This window comes from Kaistella gelatinilytica, assembly GCF_015679325.1.
GTDB classification, from domain to species: domain Bacteria; phylum Bacteroidota; class Bacteroidia; order Flavobacteriales; family Weeksellaceae; genus Kaistella; species Kaistella gelatinilytica.
This window is the reverse complement of record NZ_JADPVI010000001.1, coordinates 530,476-554,080: the sequence shown is the minus strand read 5'-3', so window position 1 is coordinate 554,080 and position 23,605 is coordinate 530,476. Positions and strand designations below refer to the sequence as shown.

Below are 23,605 nucleotides of genomic sequence, written 5' to 3'. Positions count from 1 at the left end.
ATATTTTGATTAATCTTTTATAAATTTTTGAGTCTGACTTCCTTTAGCAGTTTCAAATCGAACAATATAAACTCCTTTTTCAAGACTTCTAACGTCAGCAATGTTATTTACAACTTCAACAGCACCAGTTTTTCTACCTGCAATGTCAAAGATTTGTACTTTAGATACATTTGCATTAAAATGTAAAAAGTCTGATGTCGGGTTAGGATATACAGCCATTTTTGCGTTTGCTGCGTCATTTACCGCCAATGCAGAATTTACATAAGAGAAAGTATCCACTGATAAAATATTGGAATTATTTCCTGCAGGACCACCATCCGTCACGAAGTAACGAAAAGCAACACGACCGTTTGTTGATGCAGCCAGTCCAGAAATTGTTGCAGTATATTCTGTATAAATTTCTGGGTAACCTGTTGTTGCTAAAGTTGGATTAATTGAAAGTAAAAGTGTGGTAAAATCACCAACAGAAGTTGCAGTTGTGCCCGCATTTACACTCGTGTCATTGGTCGAAAGACGCAATTCTAAACGATCAGGATAAGCACTTCCTCCGGTCGCAATTCTAGACCAAAACTTGATTTTATCACCATTGTTAAACATAATAACAGGACTGAAAAGCCAACCGCTGATTGTTCCGGCACCCGCAGTGCAATTAAAATTAGCACCGATGTGTGAATTTCCCGCTTGTGCCACCCAAGGAGAAGCTCCTGTAAAAATGTTCCAGCAATTAACATTTGTCCCAATTGGAGCACTTAAATTCTGAACAGACCAGCCTGCAGGGACAGTTGCACCTTCGAAGCCTTCTGTAAAGCTTGCCGTAGCGGGTGCCGCAACTTGAGCAGATAATAAACCAAATCCTACAAAGGATGCAATAAGTAAAAGTTTTTTCATAATAAATTTTTTTTATTTCATCAAATTTATAAAAAAAAGTTGATTAATTTAATTAATCAACTTTTTATTTTTCCTTCTAATATATTATCTAATCCTGCGCGTAGTTCGCGAAAAAGAGGGGAATACTTTCAATTCCTTTGTAGAAATTATAAAGTCCATAATGCTCATTTGGGGAGTGAATCGCATCTGAATCTAAACCAAACCCCATCAAAACAGATTTTGCTTCTAAAACCTGCTCGAACATTGCGGTGATCGGAATACTTCCGCCGCTTCTGTACGGCAAAACTTCTTTTCCGAAAGCAGTCTCCATTGCTTTTTTAGCGGCTCGGAATTCTTTGGTGTCGCTCGGTAAAACATATGGCATTCCACCATGATGTGGTGTTACTTTAACTTTTACATTTGAAGGAGCGATCTTTTCAAAATATTTGGTGAACTTTTCTGTGATCTCATCCGGAGTTTGGTAAGGAACCAAGCGCATGGATATCTTTGCAAAAGCTTTTGACGGTATTACAGTTTTCGCACCTTCACCAATATAACCACCCCAAATACCGTTGCAGTCTAAAGTCGGACGAATGGAAGTCCTTTCCAGTGTAGTGTATCCTTTTTCACCCTCTACTCCATTCAACCCGATTGATTTTTTGAAATGTTCCTGATCGTCTTTCAACTTATTCATTTCAGCTCTTTCATTATCAGAAACGGTTTCTACATTATCATAAAAACCCTCAATTGTAATGTGTCCGTTATCATCAATTAAATTTGCGATCATTCTCGAAAGCACGTGAATCGGATTTGGAACTGCACCACCATAAAGTCCGGAATGCAGATCTCTGTTTGGTCCTTCCACTTCAACTTCAACATAACTTAATCCTCTTAAGCCCGTGGTTACGGTAGGTTGTTCATTTGAATAAATATGAGTGTCTGAAATCAAAATCACATCACATGATAATTTTTCTTTATTTTCATTGACAAAATCCTCCAAGCTTTTTGAACCCACTTCTTCTTCACCTTCAAAAATACATTTCACATTACAAGGCAAAGTATTTGTTTTCATCATGGCTTCGAGTGCTTTGATGTGCATGAAGAACTGTCCTTTATCATCGGCGGAACCTCTTGCGAAAATAGCGCCTTCAGGATGAATCTCTGTCTTTTCAATATAGGGTTCAAAAGGTGGTTTTTTCCACAATTCTAACGGATCCGGCGGCTGTACATCGTAATGCCCATAAACCAAAACAATCGGCAAATTTTTATCAATTAATTTTTCACCATATACAATAGGATAACCTTTAGTTTGGCAAACTTCTACATTATCTGCACCTGCATCTTTCAGAAATTTTGCCACTTCATCGGCACATTTTAAAACCTCGTCTTTATAAGCTGGATCTGCAGAGATCGACGCAATTCTCAGCAATTCGAAAAGTTCGTCAACATATCTCTGTTTATTTTCTTGAATGTAACTTAAAGTTTCTTTCATTATTTTTTTTATTAAATTTATTAAAAATGGAATTCAGTAAAAATAAAAAAAATGTCCCGCAGAAGCAAGACATTTTGAATTTTATATTTTAGAAATATTTTATTTTCGTTCTCTCATGGGAGATTGCAAATTTGCCGGAATAATTTTCGTACTGTCCATTAATGCAGGAGCAGCCGTTTTGGTACTGTCTCCAGTTGCCGCTACTGCAGTTGGTTTTGCTTCTGCTTCCTTACCGCTCATTGCTTTGTCAGACATCACATCATCGCTGTATCTTTCTGTGCCTGCTTCCCTTTTCAGAACTCCTAAGTTTCCACCTGCCTGAACTTTTTGACAACTCATCGCCAAACTTGCGATCGCAACACCTAAAATTACTTTTTTCATATGTACTTTATGATTATTATGAATTTTTAAAATTTTCACTGCCCCAAAAGTAAGAAATATTGGCATTTTTCACAACCAAATTATTGAGATTTTAAAATAATCTTTCCTTTTTGCGTTTGCGTGAAAATTAAATAGGAATTTCCACCATCTGAAATCTTATATTTTTTCTTAATTTCTTCGGGTGATAGCGGATAATTTTTTGAAATGATGTTGTACTTCTCGACTTTTTTAATGGACTTTGAATCGATGATTTTAATTTTCAAAACTCTTCCAGGAAAATCCTGGATTCTTTTATCAGATGTATAAAAATGAGTATTGGGATGAAGTTTAGTACACTTAAATCTATCTGTAATCAAATTAAATGCGCCCGATTTTAAAACGGCATTATTTGGAATATACAAAAACTCTTCTGGTTCAGAAAAATCGGAAACCGCAGTTTTCTCCTCCTTGAAATTGAAAGTAAAATCAGCATCATCACTTTCCAAATTAACACAGGAAATTTCCACATCGTCAATTATTTTACTGCTTTCCAGGAAAACAATTAATTCTTTCACTTCATTTCTAACCGCTATAATCTGAATTCTAGAAACATTCTTTAAAACAGAGATCAAATAAGAAATATCGATCAAAGGTGAAAGTTTGATGATAATTTGCGTAGAAATCGCTAAAAGTTGGTGCTGAACTTCTAAAAGATTTGGGGACAGATCTTCGAGTAGAAATTTTTTATTTTTTTCGGAATCTCTTCTTGCCGGATCTAAATAAATGACATCAAATTTCTCTTTATTTTCGATTAAAAAGTTTTCTAAATTTTCGTTGACAAAATTAGATTGTCGTTCAAGAATTTCCCAATTGTGTTTTACAATTTCTAAAAGTTCAGCATTTTGTTCCACCAAAGTTATTTCATCAAAATTTTTGGAAAGAAAATAAGCATCAATTCCAAAACCTGAAGTCAAATCGATAAAACTTTTGCCTTTTAGATGTTGAGCTTTGAATTCTGCCGTCGATTGAGAAGAAGCCTGCTCCAAATTAAGATTCGGTGGAAAAATAATTCCGTCTTTCAATAAGAACGGAAATTTTTTCTGTGCCACCTTTTTACCTTTGATCTGTTGCACAATTTCCTGCATGGACACTTCTGAAAACGGTGATTTTTTTAATAACAAAGAATGCAAATCTGTTTTTAGATTTGCATTGATATAATTTTGAATTTCTTTATCAAGGATATTTTTCAACGTATTTTTTTAAAGCACAAATCGAAGATTCACTGATTCTATTGAAAGATAATAAATTGATGAACTAAAAGTCACAAAAGGTCTTCTTTAAGAAAAATTGATTTCTTTCAAAGACGAAAAAGTTACTCAAACATTTCCGCTAGACGAACTTTTTTTATTTCGTTTTTGTCATAGATTTCCTCCGCAGACCTTGTTTTTTCAAGTTTCGGATAAAGATTTACACCAATGATCTTTGTTTTACCTTCTTCTACCCAATTTTGTTCTTTAGTGGCGCTTTCGTAAATTATTTCCTGAATTTTTCCACCTTTTAAAAGTTGACAATAACCGCCTTCTTCTTCCATTTTTAAAAATTCTTGCCAGGATTTCTCTGCAAATTGTTGGGTGATGTTTTCAATATAATAGCTTCCGTTTCCAGCGTCATCAAAAACATTGATAATACTTTCGTACGCCAAAACTATTTGCTGTTTAAACGAAATTTCTTCCGAAACAGAATCAGAATTTTCAATTTTATAATCATTGCTGAAAACCGCATCAGCTCCACCGATCATGGCTGCAGAAAGTTCTAAAGTTGACCGAATTAAGTTATTCTCCGGATCATTTTTCGATTTATTACGCAAAGAAGTTTCAGCAAAAATAAATGGAATCTCATCTAAATTAAATTCTTTTGAAAACTGATTGAAAATTAATTTCAGCGCCCGAATTTTAGCAATCTCAAAGCAATAATTTCCACCAACAGCAACTTTAAAAATCAATTTATTTAAGATTTCTGCTCCAAAAGTCTCGGTCAAATCTTTAGTTTTAGCCAAAGCAAATGTTAATTGCTGAATGATCGTTGCGCCCGAATTTTGATGCAAAGAAATGTCAATACAAACATTTCTTTCAAAGTTTTTCGCTAATAATTCTTTAACTAACTGTTGATTGATTGCGCCATTTTGATCTTCCGAAAAAACATCGATCAGAGAAAAATAACGGTTTGTTTCGTCTAAAGAAATATGGTCTGCCAAATCTTTATCATTCACAAAAATCACTTTGTCCGTTAAATCTTCGACATTCTGAGTGAGGAGAAAAGCAAAAACATTTTCTTCCGCACTTTCATGATAAAGCGAAACAAGATGCGTAGATTCTTCTACTTTTGGCAAATTGCTTAAAGGTTTTGAAACTGAATCGTAATAAGGTTTAACCTCAATTCCTTCGAGATTTTCTTTTGATAAAATCGAATAAATATCTTCAGTTCTCAGTTGCTTTTGCACTAAATTTTCCCAATCTTTTAAAGTCGTTTTTGTAAACATTATTTTGTAGAGCTAACAATTTAAATTGATTAATAATTCTTCTAAAAAAATTTTAAAGAGATATTTTAAAATATTTGCTTTCTTTTCGTTATCATTATAATCAGCAAAACAGCAAAGGAAATCACCATCGATTTTAATAATTGTGAATTGAAAATGTGAATATCAATTACTTTTTTATCATTCAGTTCGGTGTATAAATTCATTACGACACCAACAAATGACATTGATAAAAATACGGAAAATAAAATGATATATTTTTTGTTATTGGTCAACATGAATTTTAGAAATAATGGAATAATTTATATCAACTTTAGTCTAATTCTTTTTCACTTTCGAAGAATCAACAACCAAAATAAAGATTTCTTCATTTGGCTTTTTCATAAAATAATTTTCCCGGGCAAATTTTTCTTTCTCGGATTTATTATTCATTAATTTTTTAAAGAAATCATCATTTTTTTGATACTCTTCCTTATAATAAACGAGTTGTTTTTCATACCGGTTGATCTCACCATTAAGCTCATTAACAACGAGAAAAGAAGTATTATCAAAGAAAACCATCCATATTAAAAAGAGAAAAACAGTAATAAAATATTTCGTCAAAATATATTTTTGAAGAAATTTCACAACTGGTGATTTTGGCGTGATCTCTTTAATTAATTCTTTCATTGGAATAGGATTATTTCAAAAATTATTATTGAAATTTTCATTTCAAATTTAATGCGTTTTTTTCAAAGTATTATTGATCACCGTCGAAAGAAAATCAATTGCAACCGTATTCTGCTTCATGTTGGGAACAATCAGATCCGCTTCATTTTTCGAAGGTTCTATAAATTCCTGATGCATCGGTTTCAAAGTAGTTTGGTAACGGTGCAGAACTTCCTGCAGATCGCGGCCTCTTTCCTGTGTATCACGACGAATTCTACGAATTAATCTTTCATCAGAATCTGCATGAACAAAGACTTTTAGATCATATTCTTTCAATAATTCAGAATTGGTCAAAACCAAAATTCCTTCCACGATCAATACGCTTTTCGGTTCAATAGAAACGAAATCCCCAGATCTGGAATGTGTGACAAACGAATAAATCGGCTGTTCAATTGGTTCCCCATTTTTTAGTGCTTTCACATGTTTGATCAACAGATCAAAATCAATAGATTTGGGATGGTCATAATTTAAGACTTCTCTTTCTGAAAGGGTAAGATGCTGATTATCATGATAATAATTATCCTGAGAAAGTACGTTTACTCCTTCAACATTGAGTTGCTGAAGAATTTTATTCACCACAGTGGTTTTTCCTGAGCCGGTTCCACCTGCAATTCCGATAACGAGCATATTATTTTGTTTGTACAAATATAGCTTTTTGTACGAATTTTCTGAAAATTAAGGTCAAGAATTTCACCAAAATCCTACAAAATCACCCTTTTTTCTCAATGTCTAAAATATAAAAGAGGACTGCAGAAACTCTCGCCAAAAATTCCCTGGATTGATTTCTGTAAAAACTTTGATTGCTCAAAACGTCCTGCGCATCAAAACCCAAAGCATTCATATCATTATTTCTCGCATAGAATAAAGCCCGCAGATTATGAAAACCCTGCGAAACGATGATCACATCGTTCTGATGATAAATATTTTTGCAGTTATTGATGCTGGTTTGCGTTTTAAAACCTTTTGGATCTTCGGTAATTATATTTTCAGGGACTCCTTCCTGATAAACCAGATAATCTTTCATGGCAGAAGGTTCGTCGTAGCCCTGGCTTTTTTCTCCGCTCACGATGATTTTTTTGATCTTTCCATGGTGATATAGTAGCGCCGTTGCATCCATCCTGGAAGTAAAATACGGATTTGAAATTCCTGATTTCATCTTAGGTGAAGTTCCTAAAACCAAGGCAGTTTCTCTTGGCGGAATCTTTGAAATCTTAGTAAAAGTTTTCCCATTGGTGACGGCAAATACCCATATGTTTGCTAAAATCATCAGCAAGATCCCAATTTCCACCAAAGTGAAAAACGATTTCAATACATCTAAAATCTTTTTCAAATTAAAAGTTTAAATCAAAGTTAACTTTAATATTTTTACTTAAAACAACCGACATACACGCTAAAATTTTCCCCGATTTTTCTTCCGTTTCCGTTAAATATTCATTCTCCAAAAGCTCCACTTCTCCTTCTTCCAAAATACATTCGCAACTCCCACAGATCCCGGATTTACAGGAATACGGAACTGGAAATCCCTCAATTAAAAGCTGCTGCAAAAGTTTGACCTTATTGTTTTTTAAAGTTGCAGTATATTGATGATTAAAAAGTTTCAAAACGACTTCGATATTTTCTATCAAAGGAAATTCTTTTTCAATCGGATAAATATCTTCATTAAACTCCTCAAATAATTCAAAATGAATATTCTTTTTTGGAATCCCGTGATGATAACATGCATTTGCGATCGATTTGATCATCTCGCCTTTCCCACAAATTAAAACTTCATCTACCGCATCCCAAATTGTGCTTTCTTCATCAGTATCATCTAAATTCAAAAATTGATTGATAATCAAAGCAACTTTTTTTTCATTTAATCGACCTTCAAATAATCCGTTTCCTACTTTTTCCTGAGAATAAAAGTATTGAATTTGTAACCGATCTGCATGTTTTTTCTGCAGTTCCTCCAGTTCATTTTTGAAAGGAATATCCTGCGTATTTTTATTGCCGTAAAAGAGAAAAAGTCGCGTTCGTGGTTCGTTGTTAAGAATATTTTTGAAGTGACTAATCAAAGGCGTAATACCAATTCCACCCGCAAAACCAATAATGGTGCGGAATTCATGTGGTTTTGAAACTATCGTGAAACGTCCTCTCGGTTCCGAAACTTCAAGGGAATCGCCAACTTCTAAATTGTCAAATAAATCTTCAGAAGAACTTTTATCGTAATTAATTTTAATACCTAAAGAAATTTTACCTTCAAAAGGTGCAGAAGTCATCGAATAATCATTTTGGATAACTGCTCCCTTCGAAAGATATTTTAAAGTAACATATTGTCCGGCTTCAAAGGTGAAATTTGGTTTCAAAGAATGAGGAATTTCAAATTCAAGCGCGAAGATACTTTTGGTCAGTCTTTGCTTTTTCGCTAATTTTAGCCAGTGAAATTCGATTGGTCTTGTTTTGAGTAAAAGATTTTCCATAGTATAAGAATTCAAAAATAATAAAAATAATATGAAATCGCCCTACTTGGGAAAATACCAATACTAATAATGATTGGCGATTGCATATCAGCTTACAAAAATAAATATCTACATATGAAAAAAGTAATTTTAGGAATTATGATGGCTGCGACTTTTACAGCGTGTAAAAAAGAAAATAAAACCGTTGAAAGTTCTGAAAATATGAAGACGGATTCTGTCACTGTTCCGGAATCTAATGAAACTACTGAAGCGGCAACACCTTTTAAAAAAATCGAGTTGAATCCTGAACAAACTGCAAAATTTTTAGGGAAACAAAACAACGATACCTTATATGTCAACAATTTTTTCGCAACCTGGTGTGGTCCATGTATGCAGGAAATTCCACATTTCAAAAAGAAAATGGAGGAAATGAAAGGGCAACCGGTGAAATTTACGTTTGTTGATCTGGACCAGAAAGAAGATTGGGATACGAAGGTGAAAAATTTCGCGGAGAAAGAGGGTCTTTCAAATCATATGGTTTTAATTGATGGTTCAAAACTGACTCCAGAATTTTTTAAAGCAAATTTCAAAAAATGGGACGGCGGTGCAATTCCCTTTACATTTATAAGAAAAGGCGATAAAACCGACGAAACTTTAGGATCAATGAGTGAGGAAATGTTGACAGAAAAGCTAAACTCTTTCAAATAACCAAAATATTTTAATTTATAGAAAACATCTTTTCACAAGGTGTTTTCTTTTTTTTAAATTTACCGCAAGTTCTTATTATGACTAAAAATTTCAAGATCACCACCATTCTAATCCTCGTTGCAATCGTAATTTCGATTGTCGTAAATTTGAACATTGGTTTTTTGGAACTTCATTTTTCAGACTTTTTTTCCTCCACTTCTGAAAACTCTCAGATCGCTCAACTTCGCGTTAATCGAATATTGGTAATGCTTTTAGCGGGAATCTCGATCCCAACATCCGGATTTCTTTTGCAGGAATATTTTCAAAATCCTTTGGCTGGACCATCCGTTTTGGGAATTACTTCTGTCGCCAGTCTGAGTGTCGCTTTTTATATTTTTTTTTCCCAGAACCTTCTTCTTCCTGAATTTTTGCAAAACAGTTTTTTAAGCATTACGGCAATCGGTGGAAGTTTAATTTTAATGGCGATTCTACTTCTATTTTCCGGCAGATTTCAGGATAAATCATTTCTGATCATTTTTGGATTTTTAGTTTCAGCCTTGGCTGGAGCCGTAGTTTCAATTCTACAGTTCTACGCGGAAAATCAAAGTTTAAAAAATTATATTTTGTGGAGTTTCGGTGCAAACAATCAGGTTTCTACCAATCAAATTTGGGTGCTTTCTATCATCGTCATCATTGGACTCTTGCTCACTTTTAAAACCATAAAACCTTTGATCGGGAATTCTTTGGGAACGGCATATGCCCAAAGTTTGGGAGTGAATCTGACTCAACTGAAGTTTTTTGTAATCATTGCCTCCTCTCTTCTGGCGGCTTCTGTCACAGCGTTTCTTGGACCCATTTTATTTATAGGAATTGTTGTTCCACATTTCTGCAGAATGCTTTTTAATCCTGCAAAGCTTTGGCAACAGTGGATCTTGAATATGATCTTAGGAATTTTAATTATGGAAATCTTTTCTATTGTTTCTGAAATGTCGCAGTTTCCTTTAAATGTGATCACTTCTCTGTTTGGAATTCCGGTGATATTGATGATGATGCTGAATAGTAGAAAGAGCCAGGTATAAAGTAATAAGTCTAAGTGAAAATAATATCCATTTAACTTTAATGTTTTTAGAATTAAAAAATACAGCGATCGGTTATAAAACCCCTTTGATCAAAGGTGTTGAAACTTCTTTGGATCTAGGTGATATTTGTCTGTTGATCGGAAATAATGGTGTTGGTAAAACGACTTTGATTAAAAGCATTCTCCATCAAATTTCAACTTTAAAAGGCCAGATAACTCTTGGCGACAAAAACATAAAAAATCTTTCAAATAAACAAATTGCAGAGCAGATCGCGGTTGTATTTTCGAAAGCACCGATTCCTGCCAACTTTACGCTGATTGATTTAATTTCACTCGGAAAATATATTCATTATCCGTATTATTTTGAATTGAATTCTGCAGATAAAAAAGAAGTTGATGAAATTATCGAAAATTTAAATTTAACGCAATACCGAAATTTTTCTTTAAACCAGTTATCAGATGGTAATCTTCAGAAAGCCTTTATTGGAAGAGCTTTAGCGCAGAATTCCCCAATGATCATTTTAGATGAGCCGACTACTCACTTAGATGAAGAAAATAAGATCATCATCTTAAAGTTGCTCAGAAAACTAGCGAAAAATCAAAATAAGTGCATCCTATTTTCATCTCACGACTGGCGTTTGTCTAAAGAGTTTGCGGACAAAATGTGGTTTATTTACAACGAGAAATTAGAAGCTGGAATTACGGAAGATCTTTTATTAAAACATGACGAACTTTTAAATCCACAGCTTTTTCATATCGACGAAGAATTTTCTCCGCCACACATTTCTGCACCTTCTTTAGAGAAAGAAATGCTCTACTCTTTTCTTCAAAAAAACTTCTCAAAAAATCTTTCTGAGTACAAATTTGAGTGGAAAGGTACTTTTTGGTTAATATCTAATCATAATTTTCAGCGAAATTGTGATTCTTTTGCGGATATTTCAAGATTGATCAAAAACCTTCATTGAATCCTTATTTATCCGGCCTTTTTCAAATACTATGCATGCATAGTATTATGCTTTTCATATCTTTTAAGTAGTTGATTTCTAGTATTTAACAAAATATTAACAAATTAAATATACTATGCATGCATAATATTATTTATATTTGACATAACCACATTATACTATTGATATGAATAAATCACCTCATGAAAAAGTTGAAAATGTAGATCTCATTTTGAAATCTACCTGGCTTGCAGTTTCGAAAATGTATTCGGAATTAGCACAAGTCCATGATGCAACAGCTGTTCAAGCTCTGACCCTTTTGAAGATCGACCCGAAAGAAGGAACACGAAGTACGAATCTGGGACCAAAGATGGCCATCGAACCAACATCTTTAACCAGAATAATAAAACTTCTGGAAGACAATGGCTACATCTATAAAGAGAAAACCACCAACGACAAACGGGAAGTGATCATTAAACTGACTGATAAAGGTCTTAACTCCAGAAACTTATCCAAAGAAGTGGTCGTGAACTTCAATAAGAAAGTAATGGAAAATATTCCAGCTGAAAAAATGGAAATTTTTAAAGAAGTAATGACCGACATTTTGAAAATTGCCAACGAATTAAATAATAAAAAATAATAACGAATATGAACAGACGAATCAAACACGTTACGGTTTTAGGTTCAGGAATTATGGGTTCCGGTATTGCAGCACATTTCGCCAACATTGGTGTACAAGTACTTCTGCTGGATATTGTTCCTTTCGAACTAACAGAAGCCGAGCAGAAAAAAGGTCTTACAAAAGAAGATAAGATCGTTAGAAACAGAATCGCCGCAGAGAATTTTGTAAAATTACAGAAATCAAGTCCGGCACTTTTGTATTCTCCGAAATTTGCGGAAAGAATTACGGTCGGAAACTTTGATGATGATTTAGAAAAAATCAAAAAGACTGACTGGATTATTGAAGTTGTTGTTGAAAGACTCGACATTAAAAAATCGGTTTACGAAAAAATAGAACAGTTTAGAAAACCGGGAACTTTAGTTTCTTCGAACACGTCCGGAATTCCAATTCATTTCTTGATTGAAGGTAGAAGCGACGATTTCAAAAAATATTTTGCAGGAACACATTTCTTTAATCCGGTAAGATATTTACCGCTTTTAGAAATTATTCCTACGCCGGAAACTGATCCTGAAGTTATTCAATTTTACATGGATTATGGCGCAAAATTCTTAGGAAAAGCCACGGTTTTAGCCAAAGATACTCCCGCTTTTATTGCTAACAGAATTGGCGTTTTCTCCATGATGAATTTGCTTCACGAGATCAAAGGTTTAGGCTTAAATGTTTCTGATATTGATAAGTTAACCGGTCCAATTATCGGTCGTCCAAAATCTGCAACTTTCAGAACTGCTGATGTTGTTGGTCTCGATACTTTGGTGATGGTTGCTAATGGTGTTCGTGACAGTAAGGCTGAAGCGAATGATTTCAACGATGTCTTCAAATTGCCGGATTATGTGCAGAAAATGGTCGACAACAAATGGTTGGGTTCTAAATCTGAGCAAGGTTTCTACAAAAAAATTAAAAATGCAGAAGGTAAATCTGAAATTCATGGGTTGAATTTGGATACTATGGAATATGAGCTGCAGGGAAAAACAGAATTCCCGACGCTTGCTTTAACCAAAGCGATTGATAAACCAATCGCCCGTTTTAAAGTTCTTATCGGTGGAAAAGATAAAGCCGGAGAATTATACCGTAAATCTTTAGGCGCTTTATTCGCTTACGTTTCTCATAAAGTTCCGGAAATCTCTCATGAACTGTATAAAATCGATGATGCGATGCGCGCTGGTTTTGGTTGGGAAAATGGACCATTCGAAATTTGGGATGCAGTTGGTGTTCAAAAAGGAATTGAACTGGCAAAAGACGCCGGTTATGAAGTTTCTGATTGGGTGAAAAACGTTGCGACTTTCTATAAAGTGAATGACGAAGGTCAAAGCATCTACTTCGATAAAACTTCTGGAAACTACAACAGTATTCCAGGTCAGGAATCTTTTATCATTCTTGATAACATTAGAAAAAATAAAACCCTTTGGAGTAATTCAGGATCCTCCATTCAGGATTTGGGTGATGGAATTATCAACTTTGAAATCCATTCAAAAATGAACTCTTTAGGAGGCGAAGTTTTAGATGGTTTGAACAGAGCCATTGATTTAGCCGAAAAAGAATATGATGGATTAGTTATCGGGAATCAAGGAGCAAATTTCTCTGTTGGAGCAAATTTAGCCATGATTTTAATGATGGCCATCGATCAGGATTGGGATGATTTAAATATGGCAATTGCTTATTTCCAAAAATCCATGATGCGCGTTCGTTATTCCTCAATTCCTGTTGTAGTTGCTCCACACGGAATGACTTTAGGTGGTGGTTGCGAAATGACGATGCATGCTGACCGCGTTGTTGCTGCAGCAGAAACCTATATCGGATTGGTAGAAACTGGTGTCGGCGTAATTCCTGGTGGTGGTGGAACGAAAGAAATGGCGTTGAGAGTTTCCCGTGAATTCCATTCTGATGATGTTAAAAATAACAGACTTCGGGACATGTTCATGAATATCGCAATGGGAAAAGTAGCAACTTCTGCTTACGAAGCGTACGATATGGGAATTTTAGAAAACCATAAAGACATTGTGGTGGTAAATAAAAACCGTCAGATTAAAACTGCAAAAATGCTCGCTTTAAGTTTAGCGGAACACGGCTACACGCAACCAATCGAACAAAAAGTAAAAGTTTTAGGTCGCGATGCTTTAGGAATGTTCTTAGTGGGAACTGATCAAATGTTAACCGGAAAATATATTTCTGAGCACGATAAACTGATTGCTGACAAATTAGCAAACGTTTTAGTCGGAGGAAATCTTTCTGAACCAACAATCGTTACAGAACAATATTTATTGAATCTGGAAAGAGAAACATTCTTGCAATTATGTGGAGAAAGAAAAACTTTGGAAAGAATTCAGTTCATGTTAACTAAAGGGAAACCACTAAGAAATTAAAAAAAGTTCCGTAGGAACGACCTGCTAATAGGATAATAATTTTTTAGAAAGCCTCGTAGAGGCGACCTGTTAATGATGGCAAACACCTATACACAAATTTACATTCAAATTGTTTTCGCAGTGAAAGGCAGACAAAACCTTCTTGCAAAAGAGAACAGAGAAGAATTGCATAAATTTATTACAGGTATTGTTACCAATCGAGGTCAGAAATTATTTGCCGTTTTTGCAATGCCAGATCACGTTCATATTCTGGTTAGTATCGGTCCAACCATTTTGATTTCTGATTTAGTTCGAGATATCAAAGCAGGTTCTTCAAAATTCATTAATGATAAAAATTGGATCAACGGGAAATTTAATTGGCAGGAAGGTTATGGAGCATTTTCATACTCAAAAAGCGGTGTAGATTCTGTGGTGAAATATATTTTGAATCAGGAAGAACATCATAAGAAGAAAAAATTCAAAGAAGAATATTTGGGTCTTCTAGAAAAATTTGAAATTGAATATGATCAAAAATATTTATTCGACTGGATTGAAGATTAACAGGTCGCTCCATCGATTAAAAGGTCGCTCCTACGGAGCTCAAAAAATACATTAATAAAAAAGGCAATTAACAGAAAACCTCTCCGAGGTATTAATTATAAAATTTAAAAAATGTCAAAACAAGCATATATAATTAAAGGGTTTAGAACCGCAGTAGGAAAAGCCCCGAAAGGTTCACTTCGCTTTACGCGTCCCGATGTCATGGCAGCAACCGTCATTGAAAAATTAATGGAAGCAGTGCCGCAATTGGATAAAAACAGAATCGACGATTTAATCGTTGGTAATGCAATGCCAGAAGCAGAACAAGGTTTGAACGTGGCGCGTTTAATTTCATTAATGGGATTAAATACCGATCAAGTTCCGGGTGTTACGGTGAACAGATATTGCGCTTCCGGATCTGAAGCGATTGCTATTGCTTCTGCGAAAATTCAGGCAGGAATGGCTGATTGTATTATCGCAGGTGGAACAGAATCGATGTCTTACATTCCGATGGGTGGTTACAAACCCGTTCCGGAAAGCGATATGGCAAAATCCAATCCTGATTATTATTGGGGAATGGGTTACACGGCGGAAGAAGTGGCAAATCAATTTAAAATTTCCCGCGAAGAGCAGGATCAGTTCTCTTTTGAATCTCACCAAAAAGCCTTAAAAGCAAATGAAACTGGCCGATTTAAAGATCAGATCGTTCCGATTCCGGTAGAATACAATTACCTGGACGAGAACCAGAAAATGCAGACCAAGAAATACGACTTTACAGTGGATGAAGGTCCAAGAAAAGATACGAGTTTAGAAGGTTTGGCAAAATTACGTCCTGTTTTTGCAAATGGCGGATCTGTAACGGCAGGAAACTCCTCTCAAATGAGTGACGGTGCGGCGTTCGTAATTGTAATGTCGGAAGAAATGGTGAAAGAATTAGGTTTGGAACCGGAAGCAAGATTAGCAGCGTACGCGGCAGCAGGTTTAGAGCCAAGAATTATGGGAATGGGTCCATTATACGCCGTTCCTAAAGCATTAAAACAAGCCGGTTTAGAATTAAAAGACATCGATTTAATTGAATTGAATGAAGCCTTTGCTTCTCAATCGGTGGCTTTGAAAAAAGAATTGAATCTTAATCCAGATATCTTAAACGTTAATGGTGGTGCCATCGCACTCGGACATCCACTTGGGTGTACCGGAACAAAATTAACTGTTCAATTGCTAGACGAAATGAAAAAACGCGGCAACATGAAATACGGAATGGTAACAATGTGCGTAGGAACGGGACAGGGAGCAGCCTCGATTTTTGAACTTCTTTAAAATTAAAAAAATTAACATCATGAGCGATACAACAAAAACAACACTAAAAGGCGGTGAATTCATCATCAAAGATATTCCTGCAGCAGAACTATTCAGTCTTGAAGAACTGACAGATGAGCAAAAAATGCTTCGTGAATCTTTAACAGAATTTATGGATCGCGAGGTGATCCCGAATAGAGAGCGTTTCGAGAAAAAAGACTACGCGTTGACCGAAGAAACCATGAGAAAACTGGGCGAACTTGGATCTTTAGGAATTGCGGTTCCGGAAGAATACGGCGGTCTTGGAATGGGATTCGTGAGTACGATGCTTGCTTGTGACATGGTTTCCGGAGGAAATGGTTCCCTGGCAACTGCGTACGGTGCGCACACCGGAATTGGTACACTTCCTATCCTACTTTATGGAACTGAAGCGCAAAAACAAAAATACCTTCCCGCTTTAGCAACAGGTGAAAAATTCGGTGCGTACTGTTTGACAGAGCCTGATGCAGGTTCCGATGCGAACTCCGGGAAAACAAGAGCCGTTCTTTCAGAAGACGGAAAACATTACATCATCAATGGTCAGAAAATGTGGATTTCGAATGCAGGATTTGCAGAGACTTTCACCCTTTTTGCAAGAATTGGAGATGATAAAAACATCACTGCATTTGTGATCAACCGTTCCGAACTGGAAGATCCAAATAGCATGACGATGGGCGAAGAAGAACACAAATTAGGAATTCGCTCCTCTTCTACCCGTCAGGTTTTCTTTAATGATATGAAAATTCCGGTGGAAAATCTTTTAGGAGAAAGAAACAACGGATTCAAAATCGCTTTGAACGCTTTGAATGCCGGTCGTATTAAATTAGCCGCAGCAAACATTGACGGACAAAGAAGACTTACAGGTTTAGCGATTAAATATGCCAACGAAAGAAAACAGTTCGGCGTTTCGATTTCTACTTTTGGTGCGATCCGTAAAAAAATTGCTGAAATGGCAACAGGTATTTTCGTTTCAGAAGCAGGTTCTTACAGAGCAGCGAAAAATGTAGAAGATAAAATCGAGGAATTCATTTCAGGTGGAATGTCTCATGCAGACGCAGAATTAAATGCTTTGGCAGAATATGCCGTGGAATGTTCAATTCTAAAAGTGTATGTTTCAGACTTAACGCAACGCACCGCAGATGAAGGACTTCAGATTTACGGTGGAATGGGATTCTCCGAAGATGCGCCAATGGAAGCACCCTGGAGAGATGCCCGTATCGGTAGAATCTATGAAGGAACCAACGAAATTAACCGACTTCTTGCTGTAGGAATGTTGATCAAGAAAACCATGAAAGGTGAACTTGACCTATTGAAACCAGCCATGGCAATCGGAAAAGAATTGATGGGAATTCCATCTTTTGAAGTTCCTGATTATTCAGAATATATGTCTGAAGAAAAAGCCCTACTTCACAACTTGAAGAAAGTATTCTTAATGGTTGCCGGAGCCGCGCTTCAGAAATACATGATGGAAATCGAAAAACAGCAGCATCTTTTATTAAATGCTTCTGAAATTCTGAACCAGATCTATATGGCAGAATCTGCAGTTTTAAGAGCAGAAAAACATTTCGATACCGATTCTGTAGAAGCAGCAATGGCGAGATTAAATCTTTACAAAGCCGTGGAAGCAATTACCACTGCCGCGAAAGAAGGAATCGTATCCTTTGCAGAAGGCGACGAACAGCGCATGATGCTTTCTGGATTACGCAGATTTACAAAATACACCAATATGCCAAATGTAGTTGCCTTAACTGAAAAAGTTGCAGCCCATTTCGTGGAAAAAGGATCTTACTAGAAATAGTTTGATATGTGGTTTGAACGCTCTGAGAAATCAGGGCGTTCTTTTTTTTTAGAAATGATAGGCATGGATTGTAAATCATTAATAGTATTAATTATTTTAATATTAAGTCGCAATTTGTTTTAATTACTATTCGTAACATTTATGTGGAGAAATTTACCAAAATTATTTTTATCTATAAGTACCTTTATAAAACAACTGAATAGCATGTAATAAAAAATTGTATCTTTGATGCAATAGAACAATCTGTACTATCCCGACAAAACAAGCTATTTAAACTGCTTGCAACCTGCTGCATTTTTCTCTGAGATTGCCTCCCAAATTCCTATCATTTTTCGATTTGTAAACTATTATTCAAATGATGCTTTCAGTATTTTTTGATCATTTCAAGTAATAATTTTTTAAAAGGAAGCAACGTAAGCTAACCTGGATGTTATTTCAGATAAAAGTGACTACAGATCATTCATTTTAGTTTAACAAGCATATACACAACTATTCTCGCTGATTTAATTACATATAAAGTATCAAACTAACAACAACTACATGAAACTAATTTTAAAATTATTCCTGATGTTCATTGCCATTTCGATTCCCAAAGGTATCTACGCTCAAATTGGGATTAACACGACAACTATAGATCCTTCTTCTGCTCTGGAGATTTTTTCTGAAGACAAAGGTCTCTTAATGCCACGTTTAACCACAATCCAACGCGATAACATTGTACTTCCAGCTTCAGGATTAATGATTTATAACAGCACATTAAATGATGGACAAATCAATACCGGAACTTCCGACCTTCCTACTTGGGAAGGTATTAAAAGTCGGCAAAGTTCTGCTATAGTTCAATCAGTGACAAAGGGTGATGTTGTTACAACTAACTCTTTAGTATATGAAGTTGTAAGTGGTATGAGTATTACTCCACCTGCAGGAACATACCTAACTTTATTTAATGGGTTGATCGACAGTAATTATACCTTTAGCTCACAACAAGGCGTTCTCGATGTACATGCCATTTTTACTGAATTGATGAATTTCCCCGGTGGCGTTACTCACGGTTTGGTTTTTGGCAATAACGAGATTCTACTTCCTGGTGTTTACGACGTTGCTGGCGCACCTTCAATTGCTGGAACAGTGACTTTGGATGGGCAAAATGACCCTAATGCCTTATTTATCATCAGAGGTACGGGAGCATTTACGACTGGAGTCAGTAGTAAAGTAGATTTAATTAACGGAGCTCGCGCCTGCAATATTTTTTGGGTCTGTGGGGGAGCAATGTCAACTGCTGATCCTACTACAATGAAGGGAACTCTAATTTCAAATGCTGCTATTGCTTTGGGTGCTCATACTACACATAATGGTAGATTACTTTCTACCATGGGCGCAATAACTATGGGGGCGGGGACAGTGCTTAAAGTAACTACGGGCGCTTCATTAATCAACTTTAGATCTCTCCACTCATTTGCTATGTTTACTGCTGATGGAGCTATTTCGGGTTGTGATTTGGGATGTTCGATAACAGGAGATGTTGGTACTGCAAACGGAATTCCCACAGCTTTCGCTGGACTTATAGGAGAGATTTATGGCCCTGGTACCAGAAGTACCTCAAACGCAAGTATGTATAGTATTTTTAAAGACAATGTCGAGGTGCTTGAATCATCAAGAACTATTCTGCTGGGAACCACTGTACCACTACAAGCTATAGTAACAGTAGCAGCAGGAGAAACTATTAATGTGCGGTGGAAAGTTGACAAGGGTACAGCCACTCTTCACCAAAGAATATTCTCAATAATTCGTGCAGGAAATTAAATTCAACGCATATAAGGCCCATTTTATACTAGTCAATACAATAGCTTAAAATGCATAAATAGTAATTGTTAGTTTATTAAAAAAACACATTGTAATTAACTAGAAATCTTCATGCGCTAAAATAATAACTCTCCCATTCTGACACAATCTTTTTTTTTCACGGGATATCTAAAAAATCCAGTCAAGGCTTTGAAACTTGACTGAGTTAATTGCAGACAAATTTCTGTTTTCTAAAAACATCGGTTACTTAATTTCGACGATTTGCATTCCTCAATCACAACTCACCTTCTCAAAAGCGACTTATAGATCTCCAGTTCCTTTTCCATTTCCGCAATTCTGGGATCAATTTTTTTCGGGAAATTCTCGGGATAATGATCCATAATATCAGACAGCAGATCATAATTAATGGCAATACTTAATTTCCAGATGATCCCAAACTGTAGCGAAGGATTTTTGTAATAAGCATGCATATTGGTAGAATTCACGCCCAGTCTGCGCGCAGCTTCGGTACTCGTAATATTCAATTCTTTCAATTTTTGCCGAATTAAATTTCCGATGTGTGGATATGGATGAATCCCTTGTTGAAGATAGGTTCGATTTGTTCCCATGACATTTGAATTTTGGTTTTTGAGGTCAGTTTAAGACTTAATCTTCTTCAATTTTAGGAAAATAATAATAGAATATCATTGTTATCATATCGAATAAGAAATATAAAATTAAAAAATTTTGCTTACAAAACCTTATTTTGATACCTAAACTAAATTAATTGTTATCTTAAATATTCTTATTGATGTCTTAGACATAACTATTGACATCTTAAACATATTGATTTTTATCTTAAACATATCTATTGTTATCTTAAATATATTTATTGTTATCTTAGATATATAAATCCGATGTCGCCGATTTGCAATCCGTGACGACTACAGGAACTTCAATCACCCCATAAAAACTATTCAAAAGATTTTTTAAAATAATCCAATATCTAGTTTCTTTTCTCCTCTCTTTTTCCCTATCGCTTTTTTTCAAATTTCACTACAATATTTATCTGAAATTTCCCTGTAAATCGGTAATTTGCACTTACCCATTTCTAACGATAATTTTCCTTATGGATAAAAAAATAAAACACTGGTTTACCAAGTCTGTTCCCGAAACTTTAACGCTGCTTTCAGTGGAAGCAGACACAGGACTTTCTGAAGAGGAAGCGCGGAAAAGAAAAGAACATTTTGGCGCAAATATTTTGGAAGGCAAAAAGAAAAAATCTCTTTTAAAAATTGTCTTTTCTCAACTAAATGACTGGCTCATCTTTGTACTTTTCGCAGCCGTGATCATCACCGCTTTCATGGGAGAATATATAGATTCCGTGATTATTACGCTCGTTATTTTTCTTAATGCCGCCATTGGAACCTATCAGGAAGTGAAAGCCGGAAAGGCGATCGACGCGCTTCTGAAAATGTCTTCCCCGAAAGCTGTTGTAAAACGTGAGGGACGAACCAAAGAAATCGACAGTGCCGAATTGGTACCGGGCGACCTTGTTATTTTAGACGCAGGCCGAATTATTCCCGCAGATTTACGTCTTTTGGAAACCGTAAACCTTCAGATTGAAGAATCATCTTTAACCGGAGAATCTCTGCCCGTTCATAAAAAAGCAGAAAGCGTTTTTGAGAACATCAAAATGCCGCTGGCGGAAATTGAAAACATGGCCTTTATGTCGACCATTGTCACTGCCGGAAGAGGTTTAGGAATTGTAGTCGATACTGGAATGACCACCGAAGTCGGAAAGATTGCAGATTTACTGGATACCGACTCCAACATTAAAACACCATTAGAAAAGAAACTCAGCGAACTCGGAAAATCACTCGGAAAAATTGCGGTCGGAATATGTATTGTGATCTTCGGAGTTTCCTGGCTTCAGGGGCGCGATCTGGCGGAGATGTTCCTGATTTCAGTCTCACTTGCTGTTGCTTCCATTCCGGAAGGTCTGGCTGCAATTGTCGCCGTTGTCCTTTCTATAGGAGTTACCGCCATGTCCCGCAAAAACGCGATTATCCGAAAACTTCCTGCTGTAGAAACTTTAGGATCCGTCAACATTATCTGCTCCGATAAAACCGGAACTTTGACGATGAATAAAATGACCGTGACTCAAATCTTTACCTCAGACGGTTTAATAGTATTGGATGAAACAGAAAACACCACCATTTCTGAATCGGCAAAATTACTGTCTGAAGGAATGATTCTCTGCTCCGACGCAACGCTAGAAAACGAAGAAGCAACAGGAGATCCTACCGAAATTGCCCTGCTTGTTCTGGGTGATCAACTCGGACTCGACCGCAAAATCTTAGGTCAGAAATATACACGTATCGGAGAAAATCCTTTCGACAGCAACCGTAAAATGATGTCGGTTCTGGTGAAATCTGAAAGTGGTTGCAGCGTTTTTACGAAAGGTGCTCTGGGCAGTCTGCGCACAGTAGCAACTCATATTTTTGATAAAGGAGATATTAGAGCCATTACCGAGGAAGACCTTAAGAATTTCAGTGAGGCAGCGATAAAAATGTCTGATAATGCTTTACGAACCCTCGTTTTAGCATTCAAACCTGCAGATGAAAATTTAGAACCGGAGGAAATGGAAAAAGATCTGGTACTCGTCGGTTTGGTCGGAATGATCGATCCCGCACGGGAAGAAGTAAAACCTTCGATAAGACTTGCCGCAAATGCCGGTATTAAAACCATTATCATTACTGGAGATCACAAGAATACCGCTTTCGCCATTGCAAAAGATCTGGAAGTTGCGGAAAGTATCGACCAGGTTCTCACTGGTCCAGAACTGGAGGAAATCAGCGAGGATGAATTCATTGAAAAAGTAAATAACTACCGAGTTTTTGCCCGCGTTTCTCCTCAACATAAAGTGCAGATCGTAAAAGCGCTGCAGGCCAACGAAAACATTGTTTCGATGACCGGTGACGGCGTGAATGACGGACCTTCGCTGCATATTGCAGATATTGGAGTGGCAATGGGAATTACCGGCACCGATGTGGCCAAAAACGCCGCCGATATGATCCTCACCGATGATAATTTTTCTACGATTGTTGTTGCCATAGAACAGGGAAGAAATATTTTTCAGAACATTAAAAAATCGGTCATCTTTTTATTGACCTGTAATCTGGGCGAAGTTTTGGCCATGTTTCTGCCCATCGCTTTTGGCTGGCCGGCTCCACTTATTGCGACCCAACTTTTATGGATCAACCTACTCACGGATTCTTTGCCCGCAATCGCCCTCGGAATGGATGGTGATGATCCTGACGTGATGCAGGAAAAACCAAGAGATGCCAATGAAAATTTCTTTTCCCACGGCGCCGGAACTCATGTGGTAATCGGCGGGATCCTTATCGGTCTCATAACTATTTTTGCTTTTTGGTACGGCTTTTACGAACTCGGTTACACTCCATTCATGAAAAATATTCCGGAGGAAGTCGTTAAAAATGCGAGAACGCTGGCTTTTTTGGTATTGGTATGTGCACAACTTTTCTATTCTTTCGGATTAAGAAACAGCAAAAAACCTTTCTATCAGATCAAAATTTTTGGAAACCACTATTTAAACGGAGCTATTTTACTGGGACTTTTCCTGCAGTTAATGTTGCTTTTTGTTCCGGTTTTAAGAAGCGCTTTTAAACTTCATATGCCCGACTCAAAAGGCTGGATCATGGCAATTTTGCTGGGTCTAGTTCCTTTGGTTACGCTGGAAATTTATAAGATGATTTTTGTAAAAAGAAAATAATTAAAAGCTTATCATCGAAGACTTAAAATTGACTCAGGAAAATTTTTAAAAAATAATTATTTTTGAGCTGCCGCGGATTTGCAAACCGTGACGACCATTTTTAAAAATTGAATTTCACATTAAAAAAAATCGCAACAAGATTGTCTGAATTAGCATTATTTCTCGACATGCTGAACTCAAAATTATCAGGTTAAGAAATAATTTTTTCCTTCAAAGGACTTCC

The 23,605-nt window shown here is 36.1% G+C and carries 20 protein-coding genes; 10 read left to right on the top strand and 10 right to left on the bottom strand.

Translation table 11 applies throughout. The annotated features are described in order from the left end of the window. Nucleotides 1-9: 9 nt before the first annotated feature. From IV494_RS02415 to IV494_RS02375, 9 genes are all read right to left on the bottom strand, one after another. Nucleotides 10-888, bottom strand: coding sequence for a T9SS-dependent choice-of-anchor J family protein (locus tag IV494_RS02415; RefSeq protein WP_196078568.1), 879 nt, complete (start codon nucleotides 886-888; stop codon nucleotides 10-12). Between the two features lie 88 nt (nucleotides 889-976). Further along, nucleotides 977-2,359: a dipeptidase gene (locus IV494_RS02410; RefSeq protein ID WP_196078567.1), complete on the bottom strand. Its 1,383-nt coding sequence runs from the start codon at nucleotides 2,357-2,359 to the stop codon at nucleotides 977-979. A gap of 99 nt (nucleotides 2,360-2,458) precedes the next feature. Continuing rightward, the gene (locus tag IV494_RS02405; protein WP_196078566.1) at nucleotides 2,459-2,740 is read right to left on the bottom strand and encodes a hypothetical protein; all 282 of its coding nucleotides are present in this window, start codon (nucleotides 2,738-2,740) and stop codon (nucleotides 2,459-2,461) included. Between the two features lie 80 nt (nucleotides 2,741-2,820). After that, nucleotides 2,821-3,969 carry a class I SAM-dependent methyltransferase gene (locus IV494_RS02400; RefSeq protein ID WP_196078565.1) on the bottom strand — a complete coding sequence of 383 codons (1,149 nt, stop codon included), beginning with the start codon at nucleotides 3,967-3,969 and terminating at the stop codon, nucleotides 2,821-2,823. A gap of 122 nt (nucleotides 3,970-4,091) precedes the next feature. After that, a complete protein-coding gene (locus IV494_RS02395; RefSeq protein WP_196078564.1) occupies nucleotides 4,092-5,258 on the bottom strand; it encodes a methylmalonyl-CoA mutase family protein in 1,167 nt (388 codons plus the stop codon). Nucleotides 5,259-5,573: 315 nt separating this feature from the next. Continuing rightward, nucleotides 5,574-5,924, bottom strand: coding sequence for an FtsB family cell division protein (locus IV494_RS02390; protein WP_196078563.1), 351 nt, complete (start codon nucleotides 5,922-5,924; stop codon nucleotides 5,574-5,576). A gap of 48 nt (nucleotides 5,925-5,972) precedes the next feature. After that, complete coding sequence (udk, locus tag IV494_RS02385; protein WP_039347823.1) at nucleotides 5,973-6,590, bottom strand: uridine kinase; 618 nt, start codon at nucleotides 6,588-6,590, stop codon at nucleotides 5,973-5,975. An 82-nt stretch (nucleotides 6,591-6,672) separates the two neighbouring features. Further along, nucleotides 6,673-7,230, bottom strand: coding sequence for a SanA/YdcF family protein (locus tag IV494_RS02380; RefSeq protein ID WP_126340516.1), 558 nt, complete (start codon nucleotides 7,228-7,230; stop codon nucleotides 6,673-6,675). 64 nt (nucleotides 7,231-7,294) lie between these two features. Beyond that, nucleotides 7,295-8,422, bottom strand: a complete 1,128-nt coding sequence (locus IV494_RS02375) for a 2Fe-2S iron-sulfur cluster-binding protein (RefSeq protein ID WP_196078562.1) — start codon at nucleotides 8,420-8,422, stop codon at nucleotides 7,295-7,297. Between the two features lie 114 nt (nucleotides 8,423-8,536). On the opposite strand from IV494_RS02375, the gene IV494_RS02370 reads away from it, so the two are divergent. From IV494_RS02370 to IV494_RS02330, 9 genes are all read left to right on the top strand, one after another. Continuing rightward, nucleotides 8,537-9,109 carry a TlpA family protein disulfide reductase gene (locus tag IV494_RS02370; RefSeq protein ID WP_196078561.1) on the top strand — a complete coding sequence of 191 codons (573 nt, stop codon included), beginning with the start codon at nucleotides 8,537-8,539 and terminating at the stop codon, nucleotides 9,107-9,109. A 77-nt stretch (nucleotides 9,110-9,186) separates the two neighbouring features. Beyond that, a complete protein-coding gene (locus tag IV494_RS02365; protein ID WP_196078560.1) occupies nucleotides 9,187-10,167 on the top strand; it encodes an iron ABC transporter permease in 981 nt (326 codons plus the stop codon). A 40-nt stretch (nucleotides 10,168-10,207) separates the two neighbouring features. Further along, the gene (locus IV494_RS02360) at nucleotides 10,208-11,131 is read left to right on the top strand and encodes an ABC transporter ATP-binding protein (RefSeq protein WP_196078559.1); all 924 of its coding nucleotides are present in this window, start codon (nucleotides 10,208-10,210) and stop codon (nucleotides 11,129-11,131) included. 166 nt (nucleotides 11,132-11,297) lie between these two features. Then, nucleotides 11,298-11,750 (top strand): MarR family winged helix-turn-helix transcriptional regulator, encoded by a 453-nt coding sequence (locus IV494_RS02355; RefSeq protein WP_196078558.1) that lies wholly within the window; start codon nucleotides 11,298-11,300, stop codon nucleotides 11,748-11,750. 8 nt (nucleotides 11,751-11,758) lie between these two features. After that, nucleotides 11,759-14,152 carry a 3-hydroxyacyl-CoA dehydrogenase/enoyl-CoA hydratase family protein gene (locus IV494_RS02350; protein ID WP_196078557.1) on the top strand — a complete coding sequence of 798 codons (2,394 nt, stop codon included), beginning with the start codon at nucleotides 11,759-11,761 and terminating at the stop codon, nucleotides 14,150-14,152. 75 nt (nucleotides 14,153-14,227) lie between these two features. Further along, complete coding sequence (tnpA, locus tag IV494_RS02345) at nucleotides 14,228-14,692, top strand: IS200/IS605 family transposase (protein ID WP_196078556.1); 465 nt, start codon at nucleotides 14,228-14,230, stop codon at nucleotides 14,690-14,692. Between the two features lie 111 nt (nucleotides 14,693-14,803). Beyond that, on the top strand, nucleotides 14,804-15,988 hold the full coding sequence (locus IV494_RS02340) for an acetyl-CoA C-acyltransferase (RefSeq protein ID WP_196078555.1): 1,185 nt from the start codon (nucleotides 14,804-14,806) through the stop codon (nucleotides 15,986-15,988). Between the two features lie 19 nt (nucleotides 15,989-16,007). Beyond that, complete coding sequence (locus tag IV494_RS02335; RefSeq protein ID WP_196078554.1) at nucleotides 16,008-17,798, top strand: acyl-CoA dehydrogenase family protein; 1,791 nt, start codon at nucleotides 16,008-16,010, stop codon at nucleotides 17,796-17,798. A 546-nt stretch (nucleotides 17,799-18,344) separates the two neighbouring features. Then, complete coding sequence (locus IV494_RS02330; RefSeq protein ID WP_196078553.1) at nucleotides 18,345-19,607, top strand: ice-binding family protein; 1,263 nt, start codon at nucleotides 18,345-18,347, stop codon at nucleotides 19,605-19,607. A 281-nt stretch (nucleotides 19,608-19,888) separates the two neighbouring features. Here IV494_RS02330 and IV494_RS02325 read toward each other — a convergent pair whose 3' ends face one another. Beyond that, the gene (locus tag IV494_RS02325; RefSeq protein ID WP_196078552.1) at nucleotides 19,889-20,215 is read right to left on the bottom strand and encodes a helix-turn-helix domain-containing protein; all 327 of its coding nucleotides are present in this window, start codon (nucleotides 20,213-20,215) and stop codon (nucleotides 19,889-19,891) included. Nucleotides 20,216-20,715: 500 nt separating this feature from the next. Here IV494_RS02325 and IV494_RS02320 point away from each other — a divergent pair, with 500 nt between their 5' ends. Further along, nucleotides 20,716-23,382: a cation-translocating P-type ATPase gene (locus IV494_RS02320; RefSeq protein WP_230379832.1), complete on the top strand. Its 2,667-nt coding sequence runs from the start codon at nucleotides 20,716-20,718 to the stop codon at nucleotides 23,380-23,382. Nucleotides 23,383-23,605: the final 223 nt, after the last annotated feature.

Excerpts from the sequence above, each read along its gene's own strand:
- IV494_RS02355 (WP_196078558.1), top strand. The coding sequence starts at position 11,298 with ATGAATAAATCACCTCATGAAAAAGTTGAAAATGTAGATCTCATTTTG.
- udk (WP_039347823.1), bottom strand. The coding sequence starts at position 6,590 with ATGCTCGTTATCGGAATTGCAGGTGGAACCGGCTCAGGAAAAACCACT.
- IV494_RS02325 (WP_196078552.1), bottom strand. The coding sequence starts at position 20,215 with ATGGGAACAAATCGAACCTATCTTCAACAAGGGATTCATCCATATCCA.
- IV494_RS02320 (WP_230379832.1), top strand. The coding sequence starts at position 20,716 with ATGGATAAAAAAATAAAACACTGGTTTACCAAGTCTGTTCCCGAAACT.
- IV494_RS02375 (WP_196078562.1), bottom strand. The coding sequence starts at position 8,422 with ATGGAAAATCTTTTACTCAAAACAAGACCAATCGAATTTCACTGGCTA.
- IV494_RS02330 (WP_196078553.1), top strand. The coding sequence starts at position 18,345 with ATGAAACTAATTTTAAAATTATTCCTGATGTTCATTGCCATTTCGATT.
- IV494_RS02350 (WP_196078557.1), top strand. The coding sequence starts at position 11,759 with ATGAACAGACGAATCAAACACGTTACGGTTTTAGGTTCAGGAATTATG.
- IV494_RS02365 (WP_196078560.1), top strand. The coding sequence starts at position 9,187 with ATGACTAAAAATTTCAAGATCACCACCATTCTAATCCTCGTTGCAATC.
- IV494_RS02390 (WP_196078563.1), bottom strand. The coding sequence starts at position 5,924 with ATGAAAGAATTAATTAAAGAGATCACGCCAAAATCACCAGTTGTGAAA.
- IV494_RS02380 (WP_126340516.1), bottom strand. The coding sequence starts at position 7,230 with ATGATTTTAGCAAACATATGGGTATTTGCCGTCACCAATGGGAAAACT.
- tnpA (WP_196078556.1), top strand. The coding sequence starts at position 14,228 with ATGGCAAACACCTATACACAAATTTACATTCAAATTGTTTTCGCAGTG.
- IV494_RS02370 (WP_196078561.1), top strand. The coding sequence starts at position 8,537 with ATGAAAAAAGTAATTTTAGGAATTATGATGGCTGCGACTTTTACAGCG.
- IV494_RS02410 (WP_196078567.1), bottom strand. The coding sequence starts at position 2,359 with ATGAAAGAAACTTTAAGTTACATTCAAGAAAATAAACAGAGATATGTT.
- IV494_RS02405 (WP_196078566.1), bottom strand. The coding sequence starts at position 2,740 with ATGAAAAAAGTAATTTTAGGTGTTGCGATCGCAAGTTTGGCGATGAGT.
- IV494_RS02395 (WP_196078564.1), bottom strand. The coding sequence starts at position 5,258 with ATGTTTACAAAAACGACTTTAAAAGATTGGGAAAATTTAGTGCAAAAG.
- IV494_RS02340 (WP_196078555.1), top strand. The coding sequence starts at position 14,804 with ATGTCAAAACAAGCATATATAATTAAAGGGTTTAGAACCGCAGTAGGA.
- IV494_RS02335 (WP_196078554.1), top strand. The coding sequence starts at position 16,008 with ATGAGCGATACAACAAAAACAACACTAAAAGGCGGTGAATTCATCATC.
- IV494_RS02360 (WP_196078559.1), top strand. The coding sequence starts at position 10,208 with ATGTTTTTAGAATTAAAAAATACAGCGATCGGTTATAAAACCCCTTTG.
- IV494_RS02415 (WP_196078568.1), bottom strand. The coding sequence starts at position 888 with ATGAAAAAACTTTTACTTATTGCATCCTTTGTAGGATTTGGTTTATTA.